At 67.7% G+C, this 21,085-nt stretch carries 17 protein-coding genes; 7 read left to right on the plus strand and 10 right to left on the minus strand.

From position 1 onward, the window contains the following. Positions 1-100: 100 nt before the first annotated feature. Entirely contained in the window at positions 101-1,507 is a 1,407-nt protein-coding gene (locus tag AC3RCC_RS21170; RefSeq protein ID WP_492256499.1) for an FAD-binding oxidoreductase, read from the minus strand. A gap of 19 nt (positions 1,508-1,526) precedes the next feature. Then, the gene (locus tag AC3RCC_RS21175) at positions 1,527-2,783 is read right to left on the minus strand and encodes a class I SAM-dependent RNA methyltransferase (RefSeq protein ID WP_492256500.1); all 1,257 of its coding nucleotides are present in this window, start codon (positions 2,781-2,783) and stop codon (positions 1,527-1,529) included. Positions 2,784-2,968: 185 nt separating this feature from the next. Here AC3RCC_RS21175 and AC3RCC_RS21180 point away from each other — a divergent pair, with 185 nt between their 5' ends. Further along, on the plus strand, positions 2,969-4,012 hold the full coding sequence (locus AC3RCC_RS21180) for a cysteine synthase A (protein WP_492256501.1): 1,044 nt from the start codon (positions 2,969-2,971) through the stop codon (positions 4,010-4,012). Positions 4,013-4,099: 87 nt separating this feature from the next. Here AC3RCC_RS21180 and AC3RCC_RS21185 read toward each other — a convergent pair whose 3' ends face one another. The 5 genes from AC3RCC_RS21185 to AC3RCC_RS21205 all read right to left on the minus strand — a co-directional run bounded on the left by AC3RCC_RS21185 (position 4,100) and on the right by AC3RCC_RS21205 (position 10,311). Next, on the minus strand, positions 4,100-5,467 hold the full coding sequence (locus AC3RCC_RS21185) for a dicarboxylate/amino acid:cation symporter (RefSeq protein ID WP_291638904.1): 1,368 nt from the start codon (positions 5,465-5,467) through the stop codon (positions 4,100-4,102). Between the two features lie 187 nt (positions 5,468-5,654). Beyond that, complete coding sequence (locus AC3RCC_RS21190; protein WP_291638905.1) at positions 5,655-7,433, minus strand: SLC13 family permease; 1,779 nt, start codon at positions 7,431-7,433, stop codon at positions 5,655-5,657. 72 nt (positions 7,434-7,505) lie between these two features. Then, positions 7,506-8,495 carry a magnesium transporter CorA family protein gene (locus AC3RCC_RS21195; protein WP_291638906.1) on the minus strand — a complete coding sequence of 330 codons (990 nt, stop codon included), beginning with the start codon at positions 8,493-8,495 and terminating at the stop codon, positions 7,506-7,508. 92 nt (positions 8,496-8,587) lie between these two features. After that, positions 8,588-9,448: an SDR family oxidoreductase gene (locus AC3RCC_RS21200; RefSeq protein WP_492256502.1), complete on the minus strand. Its 861-nt coding sequence runs from the start codon at positions 9,446-9,448 to the stop codon at positions 8,588-8,590. 17 nt (positions 9,449-9,465) lie between these two features. Beyond that, complete coding sequence (locus AC3RCC_RS21205) at positions 9,466-10,311, minus strand: SDR family NAD(P)-dependent oxidoreductase (RefSeq protein WP_492256503.1); 846 nt, start codon at positions 10,309-10,311, stop codon at positions 9,466-9,468. A 254-nt stretch (positions 10,312-10,565) separates the two neighbouring features. Here AC3RCC_RS21205 and AC3RCC_RS21210 point away from each other — a divergent pair, with 254 nt between their 5' ends. After that, the gene (locus tag AC3RCC_RS21210; protein ID WP_291645150.1) at positions 10,566-11,363 is read left to right on the plus strand and encodes a class I SAM-dependent methyltransferase; all 798 of its coding nucleotides are present in this window, start codon (positions 10,566-10,568) and stop codon (positions 11,361-11,363) included. 17 nt (positions 11,364-11,380) lie between these two features. Here the strand turns inward: AC3RCC_RS21210 and AC3RCC_RS21215 are convergent, their stop codons facing one another. Then, a complete protein-coding gene (locus AC3RCC_RS21215; RefSeq protein ID WP_492256504.1) occupies positions 11,381-13,156 on the minus strand; it encodes an acyl-CoA dehydrogenase family protein in 1,776 nt (591 codons plus the stop codon). A gap of 168 nt (positions 13,157-13,324) precedes the next feature. Here AC3RCC_RS21215 and AC3RCC_RS21220 point away from each other — a divergent pair, with 168 nt between their 5' ends. Beyond that, complete coding sequence (locus AC3RCC_RS21220) at positions 13,325-14,305, plus strand: L-threonylcarbamoyladenylate synthase (protein WP_291645146.1); 981 nt, start codon at positions 13,325-13,327, stop codon at positions 14,303-14,305. 101 nt (positions 14,306-14,406) lie between these two features. Next, the gene (locus AC3RCC_RS21225; RefSeq protein WP_492256505.1) at positions 14,407-15,306 is read left to right on the plus strand and encodes a LysR family transcriptional regulator; all 900 of its coding nucleotides are present in this window, start codon (positions 14,407-14,409) and stop codon (positions 15,304-15,306) included. 17 nt (positions 15,307-15,323) lie between these two features. On the opposite strand, the gene AC3RCC_RS21230 is transcribed toward AC3RCC_RS21225, so the two are convergent. After that, the gene (locus AC3RCC_RS21230) at positions 15,324-16,466 is read right to left on the minus strand and encodes a glycoside hydrolase family 19 protein (protein WP_492256506.1); all 1,143 of its coding nucleotides are present in this window, start codon (positions 16,464-16,466) and stop codon (positions 15,324-15,326) included. A gap of 287 nt (positions 16,467-16,753) precedes the next feature. On the opposite strand from AC3RCC_RS21230, the gene AC3RCC_RS21235 reads away from it, so the two are divergent. Genes AC3RCC_RS21235 through AC3RCC_RS21245 form a run of 3 tightly spaced genes read left to right on the plus strand, consistent with a single transcriptional unit; the run spans position 16,754 to position 19,884 of the window. Then, a complete protein-coding gene (locus AC3RCC_RS21235) occupies positions 16,754-17,473 on the plus strand; it encodes a GntR family transcriptional regulator (RefSeq protein ID WP_492256507.1) in 720 nt (239 codons plus the stop codon). Further along, entirely contained in the window at positions 17,470-18,861 is a 1,392-nt protein-coding gene (locus AC3RCC_RS21240) for a hypothetical protein (RefSeq protein ID WP_492256508.1), read from the plus strand. Before AC3RCC_RS21235 ends, AC3RCC_RS21240 begins: the two co-directional genes overlap by 4 nt. A gap of 48 nt (positions 18,862-18,909) precedes the next feature. Then, positions 18,910-19,884 (plus strand): Bug family tripartite tricarboxylate transporter substrate binding protein, encoded by a 975-nt coding sequence (locus tag AC3RCC_RS21245; protein ID WP_291645138.1) that lies wholly within the window; start codon positions 18,910-18,912, stop codon positions 19,882-19,884. Between the two features lie 45 nt (positions 19,885-19,929). On the opposite strand, the gene acuI is transcribed toward AC3RCC_RS21245, so the two are convergent. After that, a complete protein-coding gene (acuI, locus tag AC3RCC_RS21250) occupies positions 19,930-20,916 on the minus strand; it encodes an acrylyl-CoA reductase (NADPH) (protein ID WP_492256509.1) in 987 nt (328 codons plus the stop codon). Positions 20,917-21,085 lie beyond the last annotated feature (169 nt).

Raw genomic sequence — 21,085 nt, forward strand, 5'->3', positions numbered from 1 at the left:
GAATCCATTGAAGGACGCTGCGCCTTACGATGGATCCCGGCATTCCGCTTCGCTCCAGCCGGGATGACGGCGCTGGAACTGAAAGCCCTCGCCTGGCTCCCTACAGCACCGCGCCGGGGTTGAGCACGCCCTTGGGGTCGAGCGCCGCCTTGACCGTGCGCATCAGATCGAGCTCGACCGGGTCCTTGACGCCGGGCAGCAGCGCGCGTTTCAGGCGGCCGATTCCGTGCTCGGCCGAGATCGAGCCCTTGAGGTCGGTGACGATGGCGTGGACGGCGGCGTTCATCGCGTCCCAACCGGCGAGATAGGCCGCCTTGTCGGCGCCGACCGGCTGGCTGACGTTAAAATGGATGTTGCCGTCGCCGAGATGACCGAACGGCACCGGCCGGCAGCCCGGCACCAGCTCCTCGACCTTGGCGATGGCGCGTCTGAGGAATTCCGGGGCCGCGTGCAGCGGCACCGAGACGTCGTGCTTGATCGAGCCGCCCTCATGGGTCTGCACCTCCGAGAGCATCTCGCGCAGCTTCCAGAGATCGGCGCGTTGGCCGAGCGAGCCGGCGAGCACCGCATCGGTGACGAGCCCTGCCTCCATCGCCTCGCCGAGAAAATTCTCGACAGCTTCGGAAAGGCCGGTCTCGGCCTGGGCACAAACCTCCATCAGCACATACCAGGGCGAGGGCTCCGAGAGCGGATCGCGGGCGCCATCGGCATGGCGCACGACGAAATCGAGGCCGATGCGCGGCATCAGCTCGAAAGTGGTGAGCGTGCCGCCGGCGCTGGCCTTGGCCTTGTTCAGCAGCGCCAGTGCAGCGTCCGGATCGGGCACGGCGAGGAAGGCGGTAGCGCGTGCCGCCGGCAGCGGGAAGAGCTTCAGCACCGCGGCGGTGATGATGCCGAGCGTGCCTTCCGAGCCGATGAAGAGGTTCTTCAGGTCGTAGCCGGTATTGTCCTTGCGGAGCTGGCGCAGGCCGTTCCAGACGCGGCCATCGGGCAGCACGACCTCGAGACCGAGGCAGAGCTCGCGGGCATTGCCATAGGCGATCACCGCCGTGCCGCCGGCATTGGCCGAGAGATTGCCGCCGACCGTGCAGGAGCCTTCCGAAGCGAGCGAGAGCGGGAAGAGCCGCCCGGCAGCCTCGGCCGCCTCCTGCGCCTTCTGCAGGATGACGCCGGCCTCGACGGTCATGGTGTCGCCGGCAGCATCGACCGCGCGGACCTTGTCGAGCCGCTGCAGCGACAGGACGATCTCCCGGCCCTCGGCGACCGGGACCTGGCCACCGACCATGCCGGTATTGCCGCCCTGCGGGACGATCGTCGCACCCGTCTCGCTTGCCCATTTCATCAGGGCCGAGACCTCGGCGACCGAGCCCGGCCGCACCACCGCCTGCGCCTTGCCCTTGAACAGGCCGCGCGGCTCCTTGAGATAGGGCACCATCGCATCGGCGTCGGTGATGACGTGTTTCGCGCCGACGATGCCGGCCAGAGCTTCGGTAACGGACGCGCTCATCCTGCCTCCGGAGACGTGATCACTTGCGGCCGGCAGCCTTGCGGAAGACGCCGACGAGTTCGATGTGAGCGGAATAACGGAACTGATCGACCGGCGTCACGCGTTCCAGCGCATAGCCGCCTGCGACCAAAAGCGCCGCGTCGCGCGCGAAGCTGCCGACATCGCAGGAGACATAGGCGACGACGGGCACTTTCGATCCCGCGAGCCGCCGAACTTGCGCCTCAGCTCCGGCGCGCGGCGGATCGAGCACGACGGCGTCGAAAGCCGCGAGCTCGTGCTCCAGCAGCGGCCGGCGGAAGAGATCGCGGGCCTCGGCCACGATCGGCTTCAGCCCCTGCGCCTTGCTGGCGCCGCGCTGCAGCGCCTGCACCGCCGTCTTGTCGCTCTCGAAGCCGGTGATGTGGCAGCGCTCGGCCAGGCGGAAGCTGAACGGCCCACACCCGGCGAAGAGATCGGCGACGCGCTTCGCCTTGGGTAGGGCCGCGAGCACGAGTTCGGCCAAGACCTCCTCGCCACGCGCCGTCGCCTGCAGGAAGCCGCCCGGGCCGGGCGTGACCGCGGCCTTGCCCATGAGATGGAAGGGAGTGCGCCTTTCGACGATGACGTCGCCATGCATGGCAAGCCGCGCCAGATCGAGCCGCTCGGCCGCCTCGGTCAACGTGCGACGAAGCGCATTGCCGGCCGGGCCATGGCCGCGGATATCGACGTCGAGCCCGGCCTCGGAGGCGGTGATCTGCAGATCGAGTGGCTTGTTCGAGCCGCCGAGCCGGTTGGCGAGGTGCTGGGCGACGGAAGGGGCGCGCGCCAGACCAGGCGCCAGAACCGGGCAGGCATCGACGGCGATCAGGTCATGGCTGCGCGCCGCCATGAAGCCGATGCGCATGCCGTCATCCTCGCGCCGGGCGTGGAAGGTGACGCGCCGGCGCCCCGTACCATGGGCGTCGCACGGCGGCTCGACGGTCACTCCCGAGCCGACCCGCCCGAGCGCTGAGACGACCTGCTGGCGCTTCCATTCGGCGTAGAGCTCCTCGCCCATATGCTGGGCGACGCAGCCGCCACAGCGGGTGAAGAGCGGACAGATCGCGGCGATGCGCGACGCGGATGGTGCCAGGATCTCGACGACCTGCGCCCGTTCACCGTCCCGCACCGCACGGACGCTTTCGCCAGGCAATGCGAAGGGTACGAAGACCGGGCCGTCCGCCGTCTCGGCCACGCCGTCGCCGCGCTGGCCGAGCCGCGCGATCACCAGGGTTTCGTTCATGGCAAGGGCAGACATGCGGATCCGGGCAGGGTTGAGGACGAGGCGTGGCCTATCAGTTCCTGCGTCGCGAGGGAAATCATCATCTTTTTTCGCGGAGATTTGGAAGAACTATCCCGTGAAGTAACGGGCGAACCGATTATGGTGGCGACCTGCTGCTCCCGGCCGTTATCGGGCCGGCGCCAGCCAGAGAGGAAGTGGTCATGACTATCCGCAACGGCGTCGTCGAAGCGATCGGCAACACGCCCCTGATCCGGCTGAAGCGCGCCTCGCGGGAAACCGGCTGCGAAATCCTCGGCAAGGCCGAGTTCATGAATCCCGGCCAGTCGGTCAAGGATCGCGCGGCGCTCGCCATCATCCGTGACGCAGAAAAGCGCGGCGCGCTCCGCCCCGGCGGCGTCATCGTCGAGGGCACCGCCGGCAATACCGGCATCGGGCTCGCTCTGGTCGGTAATGCGCTCGGCTACCGCTCGGTGATCGTCATTCCCGAGACGCAGAGCCAGGAAAAGAAGGACATGCTGCGGCTCGCCGGCGCGACGCTGCTCGAGGTCCCGGCCGTCGGCTACGTCAATCCCAACAACTATGTGAAAGTCTCCGGCCGCCTCGCCGAGGAACTGGCCAAGACCGAACCCAATGGCGCGATCTGGGCCAACCAGTTCGACAATGTCGCCAACCGCCAGGGCCATATCGAGACGACCGGCCCGGAGATCTGGCAACAGACCGATGGCAAGGTCGACGGCTTCATCTGCGCGGTCGGAACCGGAGGCACGCTCGCCGGCACGGCGATCGCACTGAAGGGGTTCAACCCGAAGGTTCGGATCGGCCTCGCCGACCCGATGGGCGCGGCGCTCTATTCCTGGTTCAAGACCGGCGAGCTGAAGGCCGAGGGATCCTCGATCACCGAAGGCATCGGCCAGGGCCGGATCACCAAGAACATCGAGGGCGCTCCGATCGACACCGCCTTCCAGATCCCGGACGAAGAGGCGGTCCCACTGGTCTTCCAGCTTCTGGAGGAAGAGGGCCTCTGCCTCGGCGGCTCCTCGGGCATCAACGTCGCCGGCGCGATCCGGCTGGCGAAAGAGCTCGGCCCCGGCCACACCATCGTGACCATCCTCTGCGACTACGGCACGCGCTATCAGTCGAAGCTGTTCAATCCGGAATTCCTGCGCTCGAAGAACCTGCCGGTGCCCGGCTGGCTCGAACGCAATGGCGGATTGAAGGATGTGCTGGCCCGGGTGATGAGCTGAGGTCACGCGGTTATCGGTTCGGATTGAACCGGCCGTCTTTCCGGGGCGCCGCGAAGCGGCGAGCCCGGAAAGACGGCGTATTCCGCCTCAGGCGGTCTGCGCCTCAGCCTCGAGCGCGTCGATGTCGCCGGCGCGGTCGTATTGCGCCTGATCGAGCATGCCCTGGCGCTTGGCGACGATGGTCGGCACCAGAGCCTGGCCGGCGACGTTCACGGCCGTGCGGCCCATGTCGAGGATCGGGTCGATCGCGAGCAACAGACCGACACCGGCAAGCGGCAGGCCGAGCGTCGAGAGCGTCAGCGTCAGCATCACCGTCGCGCCGGTGAGCCCTGCGGTCGCCGCCGAGCCGATCACCGAGACGAAGACGATCAGCACATATTCCTGCAGGCCGAGCGGCAGGCCGTAGAACTGCGCGACGAAGATCGCCGAGATCGCCGGATAGATCGCGGCGCAGCCATCCATCTTGGTGGTCGCGCCGAGCGGCACGGCGAAGGCTGCGTATTCACGGGGCACGCCGAGGCTCTTCTCGGTCACGGTTTCGGTTACCGGCAAGGTGCCGACCGAGGAGCGCGAGACGAAGGCGAGCTGGATCGCCGGCCAGGCGCCCGCGAAGAAGCGCGCTGGCGAGAGGCCGTGCAGCAGAAGCAGCGCCGGGTAGACGATCAGCAGCACGATGGCGAGGCCGAGATAGATCGCGAAAGCATACCAGGAGAGCTGCTGCAGGGTCTGCCAGCCATATTGCGCCACGGCATTGCCGAGCAGGCCGATGGTGCCGATCGGGGTCAGCCGGATCACCCACCACAGGATCTTGCGGACGATGGCAAGCAGCGACTCGTTGAAGGACAGGAAGCTGTTGGCGCGCTCGCCGACCTTCAGCGCCGCGACGCCGACGACGATCGAGATCACCAGCAATTGCAGAACGTTGAAGCCGAGGCGGGTGGTCGCCGCGCCGCCGTCGACACGGGTCGTCGCCTGCAGGCCGAGCATGTTGGCGGGCACGAGGCCCTTCAGGAAATCGAGCCAGGAGCCGACCGTCGCGGGGGCCTTGGCGCTGGCCGCAGCGACGCCGGAATTGAGGCCGGGTTGAATGATCAAACCGAGCGCGATGCCGATCAGCACCGCGATGAAGGCGGTGACGGCGAACCAGAGCAGCGTCTGCCAGACCAGGGCAGCAGCATTGGAAAGCTGCCGGAGATTGCTGATCGAGGCGACGATCGCGGTGAAGATCAGCGGCGGCACCAACGCCTGCAGCAATTGCACGAAGATCGAGCCGGTGGTCTGGAGCGCGACGGTCAGCCCGTTCGGCTGCCCGGCCGCATCCGGGCCGATATTGCGCGCGATCCAGCCGAGCAGGAGCCCGACCAGCATGGCGAGCAGGACCTGGAAACCGAAGCTGGAATAGAACGGCTTTGTGCCGGCGCTCTTCACGCCGGCTGGGGACGTCATGGTTGTCATGTCAGAAACTCGTCGATCGCCGTCATGCGGCTGAATTTATGCCTGCATATATAGCGATTTGAGCAAGTTAAGCGAAGGCGCAGGCTTCCATTTTTCGCCGCCTCGGCAGATGGAACATTCTCCGCACAGGCTGTTTCTGGATGAAAATCTTCTCTTGCAGCAGGATCGCTGCCCGAAGGCGCCGAACTCAGCGCAGCGGCCAGACCCAGAGGATCAGTGGCACGGTCAAAAGGATGACCAGCAGCGAGAGCGGTGCGCCGAGCCTGGCATAGTCGCTGAAACGATAGCCTCCCGGCCCCATCACCAGCGTATTGCACTGATGGCCGATCGGGGTGAGGAAGTCGCAAGCCGCGCCGATCGCCACCGCCATCAGGAAGGCGTCGGGATTGTAGCCGAGCGTCTTGGCGAAGCCGGCGCCGATCGGCGCCATCACCAGCACCGTCGCGGCATTGTTGAGGAAGGGCGTCACCGCCATGGCGGCAATCAGGATGAGCCCGACGGCGCCCCAGCCGGGCAGGCCGGAGCCGGCCTGCGCCAGCCAGCCGGCGAGGACATCGGTGGTGCCGGTGGTCCGCAGGCTGTCGCTGACCGGGATCAGCGCCGCGAGCATGACGAGGATCGGCGCCTCGACCGAGGCATAGGCGTCGCGCAGCGAGAGCGCCCGCAGCGCCAGCAGCAGCACGGCCGCCGAGAAGAAGGCGACCGCGACGGGCACCAGGCCGAAAGCCACGACAGCAACCGTCCCCAGGACCACCGAGCCGGTGATCAGCCTGCGGCGGGCGCTGCCCAGCGACAGGCTGCGCGCCGCCAGCGGCAACAGGCCGAGTTCGCGCAGCCGCTCCGGCAGCAGTTTCTCGTCGCCCTGGAGCAGCACGACGTCGCCGGCATCGAGACGAATATCGCGCAGCCGCTCGGTGAAGCGCTCGCCGGCCCGGCTGATGCCGAGCAGGTTGACATGGAAGCGGGCGTGAAGATCGAGCTCGGCGGCGGTCGCGCCCGCCAGGACCGAGCCCTGCGTCACCACCGCCTCGCCGGTCCGGGCAGGATCGAGCGAGCCTTCGGTCTTCGTCGGCCGGTTCTGCCCGACGAGCTCGAGCTTGCCTTCGGCGACGACGCGCTCCAGCGCCTTGGCCTCGCCGCGCAGCAGCACGATGTCGCCGGCCTTCAGGCTGGCATCAGGCAGTGGCGCCTGCCGGCGCTTGCCGCCGCGCAGGATGGCGACGACTTCGACCTCGCCATCGGCAGGCTTCCTGAGATCGGCGATCGTCCGGCCGCTCAGCGGCGCATTCGCCGGGATCCTGGCTTCGGTGACGTAGTCCTTGATGTCGAGCGCCTGGTCGAGCGAGGCCGAGCCCTGCCGGTTCTTCGGCAGCAATCGGTAGCCGAAGCCGAGGAACAGACAACCGAAGAAGGCGACGCCGAGACCGACCGGCGTGAAGTCGAACATGGCGAAGGGCTGGCCGCCGAGCTCCTCGCGGACCCGCGAGACGATGACGTTGGGCGAGGTGCCGACCAGGGTGACGATGCCGCCGAGCAGCGAGGCAAAGGCCATCGGCATCAGGAAGACGGAAGGGGATTTGCCGTCCTTGCGCGCGAGTTGATAGGCGATCGGCAGCATCATCGCGAGCGCGCCGATGTTCTTGATGATCGCCGACATCACGGCGACCGTGAAGACCAGCGCCATGACCTGGGTCTGGGTGGTGCGCAAGGCAGGCGCGATACGCGACAGCGCGCTCTCGACGAGCCCCGAGCGCGCCACAGCGGCGCTAACGATCAGGGCGCTGGCGACGATGATGACGATGTCATCGGAAAAGCCCTTGAAGGCGTCCTTGGGCTGGACGACGCCGAGCGCGACGCCGGCGAGCAGCGCCAGCAGCGCGACCACGTCATAGCGCAGCCGCCCCCAGACGAAGGCGGCCATCATCGCGGCGACGAGCGAGCAGGAGAGAATCTGCGGCAGGGTCATCCGCGCCTTCTTACCGGGCGCGGGCGGCCGATGCGAAGCCGAAAAAGCGAAGCGCGCGCCGCCGTCAGCGGGTCAGAGCCATTTCTTCCAGCGGAAGAACAGATAGGGCAGCACGGCGAAGACCACCATCATCACCAGCGCCATCGGATAGCCGAGCTGCCAGTCGAGCTCCGGCATGAGCTTGAAGTTCATGCCGTAGATCGAGGCGACGAGGGTCGGCGGCATCAGCACCACCGAGACGACCGAGAACAGCTTGATGATCTTGTTCTGCTCGATGCTGACGAGACCGAGCGTCGCCCCCAGCATGAATTGCAGCTTGCTGGAGAGGAAGGTCGCGTGCTCCTCGATGGCCTGGACATCGCGGATCGAGGAGCGCCATTCCGGCGCGAAGCCGCTGGCCGCCTTCTTGGCGCGCTTGAAATTGGCCGAGAGGTAGAGCAGCACGCGCTCGACCGAGACCATGCTCTCCCGGACATTCGAGATGATGTGCTCGTACTGGCCGATGCGGCGCACCACGGCCTGATAGGCGCGCCCCTGCTCGACATTGGCGCTGTTGCCGTCGAAGATCTGGCGCGAGCGCATGTCGATCCGGTCGCCGACGCCGCGCAGCACCTCGGCGGCGCGATCGGTGATCGCGTCGATCAGCCCCTCTATGACCCCGGCGGGCTCGAGACTGCAGCCGCCCGGCTTGCCGACGCGGTTGAGGAAGATATTGAAGGCGCCCGGCTGGTCGTAGCGCACGGTGACGAGCGCCTGCTCGGTCAGGATGAAGGTGACATCGGCGAGCCGCGGGACATTGGTGTCCGACTGGCAGATCACCCGCATGGTCATGTAATGCGCGCCGTTCTCGGCGTAGATGATCTCGGAAGGCTCGAGATCATGCATTTCCTCCCGTGTCGGGATCGAGATGCCGAGATGCTGCTCGACCTTGCCGTCCTCCGGCGTCGACGGGTTGAGCAGGTCGATCCAGATCGTCCCGGCGGGGATCGGCTCCTCCGGTCCGAGTTCCTGATGAACGAGACGATCGCCTCGCACCGGGCAGATTCCATGGATCAGGAGCATCGGCGATCTTTCCGGAAGCATGGGCGCCGGAGCGCCGATCTGGGCGGCACCAACTCCAAACCTCCGACGGTGTCAAACCGATGACGGGCGTGTCACATGCCGCCTTTGACGCCCTGCGGCGGCTTGCTGTCGGCCGGCACGAAGAAGTCGGGCATCAGCGGCACCGAGGGGTCGACGCGATAGGGCGTGAAATCGGTAACGCCCTCGCCGGCCATGAAGCTGTCGTCGATCAGGAAATTGCCGGAAAATTCGCGCGACGGCTTGTTGAAGACCATCCAGGCGGCCTCGCCCAGCATGTCGGGCGTGCGGCTCGCCTGCACCATCTTGTCGCCGCCGAGCAGGTTCCTGACCGCCGCGGTCGCGACCGTGCTGCGCGGCCAGAGCGCGTTGACGGCGATGCCCTTCGGTGCGAGTTCGCCGGCGAGACCGAGCACGCACAGGCTCATCCCGTATTTCGCCATGCTGTAGGCGAGATGCGGGGCGAACCAGCGCATGCTCATGTCGAGCGGCGGCGAGAGCATCAGGATATGCGGGTTCTCCGCCTTCTCCAGAAAGGGAATCGCGTATTTCGAGACCATGAAGGTGCCGCGCGTATTGATCTCGTGCATCAGATCGAAGCGCTTCATCTCGGTCATCTGCGTATTGGTCAGCGAGATCGCACTGGCATTGTTCACGAGGATGTCGATGCCGCCGAAGGTCTCGGCCGTCTTGGCGATCGCCGCGACCACCGCCTCCTCCTCGCGGATGTCGACCATCAGCGGCAGGCATTTGCCGCCGGCCGCCTCGATCTCGGCGGCGGCCGTATAGATCGTGCCTTCGAGCTTGGGATGCGGCTCGGCCGTCTTGGCGGCGATGGTGACGTTGGCGCCGTCGCGCGCCGCCCGCAAGGCGATGGCGAGGCCGATGCCGCGTGATCCGCCGGTGATGAAAAGCGTCTTGCCCTTGAGCGACATGGTGGTTTCCTCCAGCCTTATGATTGCAGAGTGAAGCGTTCCGGCTGGCTGCCGTCCGCATCGGTGAAGCCGTAGGTCCGCGCGAGATCGGCGACATGCAGCACCTTGCCGGCATGGCGCGCGACCTCGGGATCGGCGGCCAGCGCCGCGACCGCCCGGCCGGCATAGAACGGCGTCTCGGTCGTCTCCTCCGCCATGCCGGCGTCGCGCACCCGCTCGGTCAGGACATGGCCTGGCGACAGGGCGAGCGCGGTGACGCCGAAGGGCCTGAGCTCCTGCGCCATGGCGAAGCTCAGCCGGTTCATCGCTGTCTTGGCGAGGTCGTAGAAGACATCGCCGAGATAGAAGCCGGCGGTGTCGAAGCTGACCGTGACGATCAGACCCTGGCGCATCTGGACCATGGCCGGCGCGACGGCGCGGGCCAGCAGCAATTGCGCATAGACGCCGCTCTCGAAGCTTTCGCCCAGCCTTGCGACGGGGCGACGCCAGAACGGAGCGCCGAAGGCCGAGCCGTCGGGATAGCGCTCGCCATCATAGCCCTCATTGCCGCCCCAGACCGCGTCGACGACGCAGTCGAGCCGGCCGAAGCGGCGCAACGCCCAGGAGACGAGCTGGTCGACCTCGCGCTCATTGGTGTGGTCGCAGCGATAGGGCTGGCCCTTGCCGCCGGCGGCCTCGACCTCGCGGGCCGTGTCCTCGAAGGTTTCTAGCCGCTGATCGGTCCGCGGCCCGGCCTCGCTCGAACGCCCGGTGCAGATCACCGTCGCGCCAGCCTGGCCGAGCGCTTTTGCAATGCCGCGCCCGAGCCCGCGCGAAGCGCCGGCGACGAGGCAGATCTTGCTTGCGAGGGGAGCCGCGGTCATCGAGCCCGCTCCATCATTCCGGAGCAGGCAGCAGGCGCGGGCCCGGAAGCCATGAGCACCGCCCAACCCGTCATGGTCGGGCTTGTCCCGACCATCCACGCCTTCGCTTGTCGCATGCGGTATTCAAGACGCGGATGCTCGCCACAAGGGCGAGCATGACGGGCGCCGCTGCGCAGCGCGCCGAAATGACGGCGTTGTTTCGCGCCGAACGGAAATGCCCTAGAAGCCTCCTCCCGCGAACGAGGAGGCGAGCCATGGATGCGAGCGAAGTCGCCGCCTGCTGGGAAGCCAATGCCGAAACCTGGACCCGCCATGCGCGGGCCGGCTACGACCTCTACCGGGACGCCCAGAACACCCCGGCCTTCCTCGCCAACCTGCCCGCTATCGCCGGCCTCGACGGGCTCGACATCGGCTGCGGCGAAGGCTCGAACACGCGCAAGCTGGCCGAGGCCGGCGCACGGATGACCGGGATCGACATCGCCCCGACCTTCATCCGGCACGCAACGGAAGCGGAGGCCGAGGCCCCGCTCGGCATCGCCTATCGCATCGCGGACGGCATGGCCCTGCCCTTCGCCGATGGCAGCTTCGACTTCGCCACCGCCTTCATGTCGCTGATGGACATGCCGCATCAGGACAGGGTGCTGGCCGAGGTGCTGCGTGTGCTGAAGCCCGGCGGCTTCCTGCAATTCTCGATCCTGCATCCCTGCTTCGCGACCCCGCACCGCAAAGTGGTGCGCGACGAGAACCGCAAGGTCCTCGCCATCGAGGTCCGCGATTATTTCCGCAGCACCGATGGCGAGATCGAGAGCTGGCGCTTCGGCGCCGCGCCGGAGCACGAGAAGGCCAGCGTCGCGCCGTTCAGGGTGCCGCGCTTTCACCGCACGCTGAGCGACTGGGTGAACCTGATCGTCGCGACGGGCTTTGCCATCGAGATGATGCACGAGCCCTCGATCGATCCCGAGACGGCCCGCGCCCTGCCCTATCTCGACGACACGCTCGTCGCACCGCTGTTCCTGCACATGCGCGTCCGCAAGGCGGCCCCGGCCATCTAGCGGGGCGCGCGCCTGCGTCACGCCGCGAAGACCGCGGCCGAATCCGCCACGGCCCCGGCGCCCTCGGTCACCGCGAGCTCCAGCCCCGGCGCCTCGGCGGCGTTGTGCTCGGCGAAGAAGCGGGCCGTCGCCAGCGCAGCCGCCCCGGCATCCTCGCCGCGCAGCCCCAGAGCCTTCCTGGCCAGGCCGGTGCCGCCCTGCGCCAGCGCGAAGAGCTTGAGATAGGGCGTCGCGCCGGCGAGCGCGCTCGCCTGGTCGTTGCCCATCGTCTGGAGCATCCACTGCGTCGCGCGCTCGAGCGAGTCGACGGCAGCGCCGAGCCGCGCCGCCGTGTGGCCGAAGCCCGGCGTATTGGCCTCGCGCACCTGCTCGACGACGCCGCGCATCTCCCCGATCATCGCCTTGACCGCCTCGCCATTGGAGAGCGGCAGCTTGCGCAGCACGAGGTCGATCGCCTGGATGCCGTTGGTGCCCTCGTAGATCGTGGCGATGCGGGCATCGCGCAGATGCTGGGCGGCGCCGGTCTCCTCGACATAGCCCATGCCGCCATGGATCTGCACGCCGGTCGAGGCGACCTCGACGCCGATATCGGTGGCATAGGCCTTGGCGACGGGCGTGATGATCGCGGCACGCTCGGCCGCGGCCTTGCGCTTGGCCTCGTCGGGCTCGCGGTGCGAGCGATCGAGCGTCGCGGCCAGCAGCAGCGAGAGCGTACGCGCCGCCTGCGTCTTGGCGCGCATTTCCATCAGCATGCGGCGGATGTCAGGGTGGACGATGATCGGGCTCATCGGCGCGCCCTTGGGGGCGTCGAGCGCCGTGCCCTGCTTGCGCTCATGGGCGAAGGCGAGCGCCTGCTGATAGGCCCGTTCGGCGATGGCGACGCCCTGCACGGCAACGTTGAGGCGGGCATTGTTCATCATCGTGAACATGCAGGCGAGACCGCGGTTCTCCTCGCCGATCAGCCAGCCGATCGCGCCGCCATTGTCGCCATAGCTCATCGCGCAGGTCGGCGAGGCGTGGATGCCGAGCTTGTGCTCGACGCCGGTGCAGCGGACATCGTTGCGCGCGCCGAGCGAGCCATCGGCATTGACCAGATATTTCGGCACGAGGAAGAGCGAGATGCCGCGCGTCCCGGCCGGCGCGTCGGGCAGGCGGGCGAGGACGAGATGGACGATATTGTCCGTCATCTCGTGCTCGCCATAGGTGATGAAGATCTTCTGGCCGGTGATGCGATAGGTGCCGTCGCCGACACGCTCCGCCTTGCAGCGCAAGGCGTTGAGATCCGAGCCAGCCTGCGGCTCGGTCAGGTTCATCGTGCCCATCCACTCGCCGGAGACGAGCTTGGCGAGATAGGTCTCCTTGAGATGATCGGAGCCGTGGGCATGCACCGCCTCGATCGCGCCGACTGTGAGCAACGGGCCGAGCGCGAAGGCGAAGGCGGCCGAATTCCACATTTCGGTACAGGCCGACTGCACCAGCGTCGGCAGGCCCTGGCCGCCATAGGCCTCCGGCCCCGGCAAGGCGTTCCAGCCCCCCTGGGCCCAGGCGTGATAGGCTTCCTTCCAACCCGGCGGGGTGGTGACGACACCGTCCTTCAGGGTCGAGCCATGCCGGTCACCCACCACATTCAACGGCGCGAGGACATCGCCGGCGAATTTCGCGGCCTCCTCGAGCACCGCCTCGGTGAGGCCGTCCTCCAGCTCGGGCACGAGGCCGTCCGCCTGCAGGGCATCGAGCCCGGCGACATGGCGCATGGTGGCCAGGATATCCTCGACCGGAGCACGATACGACATGAGCCTCTCCCTGGACGCCGCCGAATCCGCGGCGGGTCATTTTGCAGCGTTGCGTTTGACGGCGATGTTAGCGGCGAACTATGCCCTCCGCCAACGCGCAAGCCGGTGCGCGCCTGCGCAGACCGCCCGGCATTGTTATAGTTCATATATAAACATTCAAGAGCGATCGTGACCGAACCCCGCCAGACGCAGCGCCTTCGGGCCGACGAGGCCGGCATCGCCGAAGCGGCAAGGCTGCTTCGCGCCGGAAAACTGGTCGCCCTGCCGACCGAGACGGTCTACGGCCTCGCCGCCGATGCGACCGACGGCCGCGCCGTCGCCTCGATCTATGCAGCCAAGGAACGGCCGAGCTTCAATCCACTGATATCGCATCTGCCCGACACCGCGGCCGCGCGGCGCGAGGGCCTGTTCGATGCTGCCGCGCTCGCGCTGGCAAAAGCGTTCTGGCCGGGACCGCTGACGCTGATCGTACCGGTCTCACCGGGCTGCACGGTCAGCGACCTCGCCCGGGCCGGGCTCGCCAGCGTGGCGCTCAGGGTGCCCTCGCACCCGGTCGCACATGCCGTGCTCGCCGCCGCCGGCCGGCCGATCGCCGCCCCTTCGGCCAATCGCTCGGGACGGGTCAGCCCGACCCTGCCAGAACATGTCCTGGTCGATCTCGACGGGCGCATCGACGCCGTGCTCGAAGCCGGCCCGACCGAGATCGGGCTCGAATCGAGCATCGTTGCCTGTCTCGGCGGGGCGCCGAAACTGCTGCGCCCCGGCGGCGTGCCGCGCGCGGCGCTGGAGGCGGCGATCGGGCGCGAACTCGTCATCGCCGATGCGGCGCAGGGGGCCGCGCCGATCTCGCCGGGGCTGCTCGCCTCGCATTACGCGCCGGAGGCGGCCGTCAGGCTCGAGGCGGCGGCGCCGCTGCCCGGCGAGGCCTGGCTCGGCTTCGGGCCGGAGCCGGAGGGGCACGCCCTGCCACCGCTCTCGCTCAATCTCAGCACGAAGGGCGACCTCGCCGAAGCCGCGGCCAATCTCTTCGCCGCCCTGCGCCAGCTCGACGAAGCCGGCGCGACCACCATCGCCGTCGCTCCCGTGCCGATGCAGGGACTGGGCGAGGCGATCAACAACCGTCTCGGCCGGGCCGCCGCGCCGCGCTGACACCGGTACCGGGCGATCTGTCGCGCTCGCCGGGAGCAGCTTGCAATCGCGCAAGATTTCGCGATGCTGCCTTGAGCCTTCCGGGAGCCCAGCCGATTGCGATGCCGAAGCTAGCCTGGGACGATTTCCGCCTGATCAAGGCGATCGCCGATGCAGGCGGCCTGACCGGGGCCGCAGCCTCCCTCGAAGTCAACCATTCGACGGTGTTCCGACGGCTGGGCCAGATCGAGGACCAGCTCGGCCACGCGCTCTTCGAGCGCCGCAAGACCGGCTATGTACCGACCTCGGCCGGTGAGGAGATGGCGGCGCTGGCCTCGCGGATCGACGAGGACGTCACCGCTTTCGGCCGGCGGCTGGCCGGGCGCGACCTCACCCCCTCCGGCGAAGTCCGGATGACGACGACCGACACGCTCTATCTGCACATGCTTTTGCCGATCTTCGCGGCCTTCCGGCTCGCGCATCCGCTGATCCGGCTCGACGTCGTCATCGCCAGCCAGACCCTCAACCTGTCGCGCCGCGATGCCGACGTCGCCATCCGCGCCAGCGACTCGCCAGGTGAAACCCTGATCGGGCGCCGGCTCGCCGATCTCAACTGGGCCGTCTATGCGCGCGCCGATGCGCCGGCGACCGCCGAGGAAAGAGCCGACCCCAGCGCGCTGTACAAGCGGACCTGGGTCACGCTCGGCGACCATCTCGGCTATGTAAAGGCCGCCCGCTATGTCCGCGACCATGTCGACCCCGAGCGGATCGCGCTACGCTCCTCCGCCGTGCTCGGCCTGACGGAAGCGGTCGAGCAGGGCATTGGCATCGGCCCCCTGCCCTGCTTCATCGCCGACCAGCGGCCCGGGCTGGTGCGGCTGCTGCCGCCGCGGCCCGAATTCTCGACCGGGCTGTGGATCCTGACCCATCCCGATATCCGCCATGCACCACGCGTGCGCGCCTTCATGGATTTTTGTGGCGGCGAACTCGCGCGGCGCAAAGCGCTGCTCGAAGGTGCGTGAAGGACGAGGACGCCCCCTCAGACCTCGACACCATCCGGAATGAACTTGATGCCCTTGTCATAGGCATCCTTGAAGCGGTCGAAGCCGTGACTGCCCCCGTTCACCAATTTCCGGGCAGTCTTGAGATCCCCGGCAGCGAGGGCGGTTCGGATCGCGTCTTCCTTGTTCGCCAGGAAACAAGCGAGCAACTGGCCGGCGATTTTCGGATCGTTTGCGAGTTCCGGTTGAGCGACGAGATCGACGTTGATCTGTTTTCCGAGCTCCGCGTAATTCCAACGGCCGGTCAATTGCACGAAGCCGCGCCCCTTGAAGCGAGCACCGTCCCCCGCTTCCGTATTGCCGAGCTTCTTGCCTATCGGCGTGTCCGGCTCATAGAGATCAAACGGCACCTTCTCGGTGTTGTACTGGCTCTGGAACTCGTCGATCGGCACGAAGCCTTCGGTTTCCGCACGGATCGTCGCGAGCGCCATGAGCAGCATGTCGCGGTCGATCAGGCCATAGGCGCGCAGACCCGCCCGCACATTCGGCAGATGCCTCCTGATGTTGCCGAGCGGCGTCTCGGGCACGAAGAGTCGGGCCACGAGTTCGGGCGTCAGCAGCGTCGCCCCGCTCGCGCCTGACAGCAGCGACCAGCCGGCCTCGGTCATATTGCCCGCCAAGAGCGACCTGATCGACGCAACTTCGGCGCGCAGCCCGGCAGCCTCGGCATTGATCTGACTCGCCAGGATGGATTGCGTCCCCGAACCTGCAGCGAGACCATCACTGGCTGAGCCGCTCGCCGTTCCTGCGCCACTGCCGGAGGCCGATACGCCCGGCCCCGCTCCTGCGGTGATAGCGGGCGTCTTGGCAATAAAGCCTTCGATGAAATCGGACCCGACATAACCGGCGGCAGCGATGCCGAGCAGAATTTCTGGAGTTATCTTGCCCGCTCCGATCAGCTTCTCCAAACTGAGCGCAAAAGCTGCAAGAACACCGGCAATGAAACCGATCATGAGGCTGATCAGGAAGCGACTCGCCAGGAACAGGTCAGCCTGACCCGGATCCTTTCCTGCATTGGCATCATTAAGCTTCTTGAGCCCGATGACGGTCCTTGCCCCCTGACCGACCAACCCCATCATTCCAGAGAGAAAAATCGTGACCAGCAGTTCTGTGGCAGACATGGCATGCCCCGGATATCTTGCTTTCCCAGGATATACAACCATAGATTGCATTTATAATCAAGAACACGCTCAAGCATAACAAAGCCCTTGAGCCGAACCTCGCGGATTTCGTAGCGACCTAACCGGCTCGGCCCCACGGCTCGAAAATCCGGCAGGTGCGGCTCGTCAAGCGCCCCCGGAAAGCGAGGAGAAGGCACGCTCCAAAGCCGTCAGTGGCCCCGCAAGCCAACCGTCTTGCCATCGATCAATAACCGGTATACCGGTACTCAAGTTTTCAGGAACGCGAAATGCCCCGACCGTCGCGCGCGGCCCGCCCGCCTCAGCTTCCGGTGCTCACGATCGACCGCACGCTGCGGGCGCCGGAGCAGGTCTATCGCGGCTTGCGCGAGGCCATCGTCACGCTCGCCATCGCACCCGGCACCGCCCTCTCCGAGGGCGATGTGGCGGAAGCCTGCTCGATCAGCCGCACACCGGTGCGCGAGGCCTTCGCCCGGCTCAGCGAAGAGCAATTGCTCGATGTCTTCCCCAATCTCGGCACCTTCGTTTCGCTGATCGATCCGCAGGCGGTCGCGGAGGCGGTCACCATCCGCCGCCTGCTCGAGGGCGAGGCTGCGGCGAGCGCCGCGGCCAATGCCGAACCGGCTCTGCTGCGCGAGATGTCGGAGGCCGTCGCTCGGCATGAGCAGGCCGTCTCCCGCGGCGATGCGGCCGGCGCCTATGCCTGTGACGAAGCTTTCCACCACGCCCTCTTCGCCACGCAGAAGCTCAGCCAAATGTGGCAGAGCGTCAGCCGGGCGCGGACGCATTTGCAGCGCGTCCACCATCTCCGGATCTCGGAACGCGGGGCGCTCGGCGACGCGCTGGAGCAGCACCGCCTCGTCCTCGCCGCCATCGAGTCGGGCTCGCCGGAGGCGGCCAGGGCCGCCATGGCCGCCCATATCGAGGCCCATGGCCGCTTTCTCAGCCGCGCAGCCGGCCTCAAGCACCCCTACATCCGCGCCACATGACAAACGAACACCCATCCCTGGGCATCACCATCATGCCCGAGTACGCCCAGTCCGAGGGTGTCGACGCCGTTCTGGAGAACATTACCCAGCGCCTCGGCTGCACCGTGCTCTGCACCACGCCCTCGGTGGCGCAGCGCTGCCCGGAAGGCACGGGCGTGCGCGAACCGCCTTCCGACGCCGGCGCCGGCCTCGGACGCACGCTCGACCGCCCGCTCTGGGGCGACAGGGCGCTGTGGATGCAGACCGCGACCAGTTTCCGGCCGGACCCGGCGCTCTATCGCGAGAGCCCCTACCCGCCGCCGCTGCCGGATGATCTAACCGATCGCGAAGGCGGCACCGTAGCCGCCCTGCTCGCCGGGGCGAAGCGCGCCGGCATGCAGGTGCAGCTCCAGGTCATGGCCGCCGCGCCCCCCGGCCTGCGCGTCCAGTGCCGTGACAACGCCGCCGACGAGCAGCCGTTGACCATCCATGGCCGACCGGTTCCCGGCCGCGTCGACGCCAATCTCAGCCTCGCGAGCCAGGGGCTGCGCCGCTATATGCGCGCGCTCGTCGCCGACCTGCTGAGGAATTACCCGGAGATCGATGCGCTGCGCTTCGACTGGCCGGAATACCCGCCCTATGCACTCGAGAGTCTGCTGTTCGACTTCGGCCCCGCCGCGGTGAAGCGCGGCCAGGAGCTCGGCCATGATGTCGAGGCGGTCCGGGCGCGTGCGCTGGAGGGACTGCGCGAGCTCGGCCCGCGCCTCGCGACGGCACCGGAGACGATCGATCCGGAGCGGCTGGCGGCTGCCGGCAGCTGGGGCGCAGCGCTGCTGGCCTATCGCGCCGCGCTCGTCGGCGACTATGTCAGGGACCTCGCGGCCATCGTCCGGGAGGTATCGGACGGGCGCATCGGCATCGTGATGCAGGCCTTCCCGCCGCCGCTGAACCGGCTTTCCGGCTTCGATTTCGCCGGAATCGACGGCGCCGTCGACGAGGTCTCGGTCAAGCACTACACGATGCACTGGCCAATGATCGAGCGGGGCTATGTCGAGCGGCTGGCGCAGGCCACGGGCGCCGATCCCGACAAGGTGTTCGCGCTGGTGCATCGCTGGCTCGGCCTCAACGCCAATGCGCCGACGCGCGCGGCGCTGCGCTATCCCGAACCCGAGGAGGCGCATCCGGCCGACGATGCCGGCCTGCGGCGCGCGATCGAGATCGCGGCGGGAGAGCTGCGCCAGTCGCGCTTCTCGACGATCGTGCACGGCTATGGGCCGACCGAGGATGTCGAGCGCCGCTTCCGCGCCGTGCTCGAAAGCCCGTGCCGCCATCTGCAACTGAACCGCTACGGCTATCTGTCGGACGAGAAGATCGCCCGGCTTTCGGCCCTCTGGCGCACACATCGCTGATCCAACCCGCATCCCCGATGAGGGGCAGCGCCAAGCAGGGAGAGAACCATGTGGTCATTCAAATCGGGACTGGCCGCCGCGCTCGTCCTCGTCTCGACGCTAGCAGCCACCGCGCAGGAGCCCTATCCGACACGGCCGGTGCGGGTGATCGTGCCGTTCGCCGCCGGCGGCGCCTCGGACATGATCGCAAGGCTCGTCGCTGAACGGCTGCAGGCGCGCTGGGGCCAGGGCGTCGTCATCGAGAACATGGGCGGCGGCGGCAGCAATATCGGCGTCGCCGCACTCGCCCGCGCAACGCCGGACGGCTACACGATCGGCCTGATCAACGCGAGCAGCCACGGCCTCAACAAGGCGCTCTACAAGGAACGGCTGCCCTTCGATCCCGAGCGCGATTTCGCGCCGATCTCGCAGCTTGCGATCACGCCGAACGTGCTCGTCGTCAACCCGGAGAAGGTCCCGGCCAAGACGGTGCCGGAGTTCATCGCGCTGCTGAAGCAGAATCCGAACAAGTTCAATTTCGGCTCCTCGGGCATCGGCACCTCGCTGCATGTCGGCATGGAGCTGTTCCAGCAGGAGACCGGGACGAAGCTCGCCCATGTCCCCTATCGCGGCTCCGGCCCGATGATGGTCGATCTGCTCTCGGGTCAGATCGAGGTCGCGCTCGACGGCGCCGCGGTCGCCTGGCCCTATGTCGAGGCCGGCAAGCTCAGGGCGCTCGCCATCTCGATCCCGAAGCGCGCGGATTTCGCGCCCGACCTGCCGGCGCTGAGCGAGTTCCTGCCCGGTTTCGACGTGACGGCGTGGCACGGCCTTGCCGCCCCGGCCAAGACGCCGCCGGCGATCGTCGAGAAGATCTCGCGCGACGTCCGCGAGATCCTGGCGACGCCGGAGGTGCGTGAGAAGCTCGCCGCCGCGAAGATCATCGCGCTCGGCATGACGCCGCAGGACTTCAAGGCCTTCCTCGACGGCGAACTGAAGAAATGGGCGCCGGTGATCGAGAAGGCGAATATCAAGCTGGATTGAGAGCGCAGCTGGCGGCGGGACACTCCGCCGCCGCAAGCCCAGGACTCAGCCCACCTCGACCACGACGCGGCCGCGCACCTTGCCGTCGAGGATGGCGCGGCCGGTCTCGACGACATCCTCGAGCGGGATCGTCGTCGTCATCGCCGCGAGCCTGTCGCGGTCGAGATCGCTCGCGAGGCGGGCCCACGCCTCGAGCCGGCGCGGCTTCGGGCACATCACGGAATCGACGCCGAGCAGGGCGACGCCACGCAGGATGAAGGGCGCGACCGAGGCCGGCAGGTCCATGCCCTGGGCGAGGCCGCAGGCGGCGATCGCGCCGCCATATTTCGTCATCGAGAGCAAATTGGCGAGGGTGTGCGATCCGACGGCGTCGACGCCGGCGATCCAGCGTTCCTTGCCGAGCGGACGGCCCGGACCTGAGAGCTCGTTGCGATCGATGATCTCGGCGGCGCCGAGACCCTTGAGATAATCGACCTCCTCGGCCCGGCCGGTCGAGGCGATGACGTGCCAGCCGGCCTTGGCCAGGAGCGCGATCGCGACCGAGCCGACGCCGCCGGCGGCACCGGTGACGACGACCGGCCCGTTCTCCGGCTTCAGCCCGTGCTTCTCCAGCGCCAGCACGCAGAGCATGGCGGTGTAGCCGGCAGTGCCGATCGCCATGGCCTCGCCCGGATTCATGCCCTCCGGCAGCGGCACCAGCCAATCGGCCTTGACCCGGCTCTTCTGGGCATAGGCGCCGAGATGCGTCTCGCCCGTGCCCCAGCCGTTGAGGATGACGAGATCGCCGGGCTTGAAGGCGGGATTGTCGGAGGCCTCGACCCGGCCGGCGAAGTCGATGCCGGGGATCATCGGCCAGCGCCGCACCACCGGAGCACGGCCGGTGAGCGCGAGCCCGTCCTTGTAGTTGACGGTCGAATGGGTGACGCGGACGGTCACGTCGCCTTCCATCAGGTCGGCCTCGGCGAAATCGCCGAAGGAAAGACTGGTGCCGGCTTCGCCCTTGCTGGCGATCAGGGCCTTGAAGGTGGTCATGGAAACACTCCGGAAGCTTCTGGTTCAGCCCTCATCCTGAGGAGCCGCGTAGCGGCGTCTCGAAGGATGTTCCAGCACGCTCTGGAGCATCCTTCGAGACGCGGACTAACGTCCGCTCCTCAGGATGAGGGCTGAGCATGATGCAGATCAGCGGGATGAGTTGACCGCG

The organism is Allobosea sp. GW823-FHT01F03 (assembly GCF_058798075.1).

Coding starts and splice junctions, on each gene's coding strand:
- AC3RCC_RS21235 (WP_492256507.1), top strand. CDS start 16,754: ATGCCCCGACCGTCGCGCGCGGCCCGCCCGCCTCAGCTTCCGGTGCTC.
- AC3RCC_RS21200 (WP_492256502.1), bottom strand. CDS start 9,448: ATGTCGCTCAAGGGCAAGACGCTTTTCATCACCGGCGGATCACGCGGC.
- AC3RCC_RS21170 (WP_492256499.1), bottom strand. CDS start 1,507: ATGAGCGCGTCCGTTACCGAAGCTCTGGCCGGCATCGTCGGCGCGAAA.
- AC3RCC_RS21185 (WP_291638904.1), bottom strand. CDS start 5,467: ATGACAACCATGACGTCCCCAGCCGGCGTGAAGAGCGCCGGCACAAAG.
- AC3RCC_RS21205 (WP_492256503.1), bottom strand. CDS start 10,311: ATGACCGCGGCTCCCCTCGCAAGCAAGATCTGCCTCGTCGCCGGCGCT.
- AC3RCC_RS21210 (WP_291645150.1), top strand. CDS start 10,566: ATGGATGCGAGCGAAGTCGCCGCCTGCTGGGAAGCCAATGCCGAAACC.
- AC3RCC_RS21245 (WP_291645138.1), top strand. CDS start 18,910: ATGTGGTCATTCAAATCGGGACTGGCCGCCGCGCTCGTCCTCGTCTCG.
- AC3RCC_RS21180 (WP_492256501.1), top strand. CDS start 2,969: ATGACTATCCGCAACGGCGTCGTCGAAGCGATCGGCAACACGCCCCTG.
- AC3RCC_RS21240 (WP_492256508.1), top strand. CDS start 17,470: ATGACAAACGAACACCCATCCCTGGGCATCACCATCATGCCCGAGTAC.
- AC3RCC_RS21225 (WP_492256505.1), top strand. CDS start 14,407: ATGCCGAAGCTAGCCTGGGACGATTTCCGCCTGATCAAGGCGATCGCC.
- AC3RCC_RS21195 (WP_291638906.1), bottom strand. CDS start 8,495: ATGCTCCTGATCCATGGAATCTGCCCGGTGCGAGGCGATCGTCTCGTT.
- acuI (WP_492256509.1), bottom strand. CDS start 20,916: ATGACCACCTTCAAGGCCCTGATCGCCAGCAAGGGCGAAGCCGGCACC.
- AC3RCC_RS21175 (WP_492256500.1), bottom strand. CDS start 2,783: ATGTCTGCCCTTGCCATGAACGAAACCCTGGTGATCGCGCGGCTCGGC.
- AC3RCC_RS21230 (WP_492256506.1), bottom strand. CDS start 16,466: ATGTCTGCCACAGAACTGCTGGTCACGATTTTTCTCTCTGGAATGATG.
- AC3RCC_RS21215 (WP_492256504.1), bottom strand. CDS start 13,156: ATGTCGTATCGTGCTCCGGTCGAGGATATCCTGGCCACCATGCGCCAT.
- AC3RCC_RS21190 (WP_291638905.1), bottom strand. CDS start 7,433: ATGACCCTGCCGCAGATTCTCTCCTGCTCGCTCGTCGCCGCGATGATG.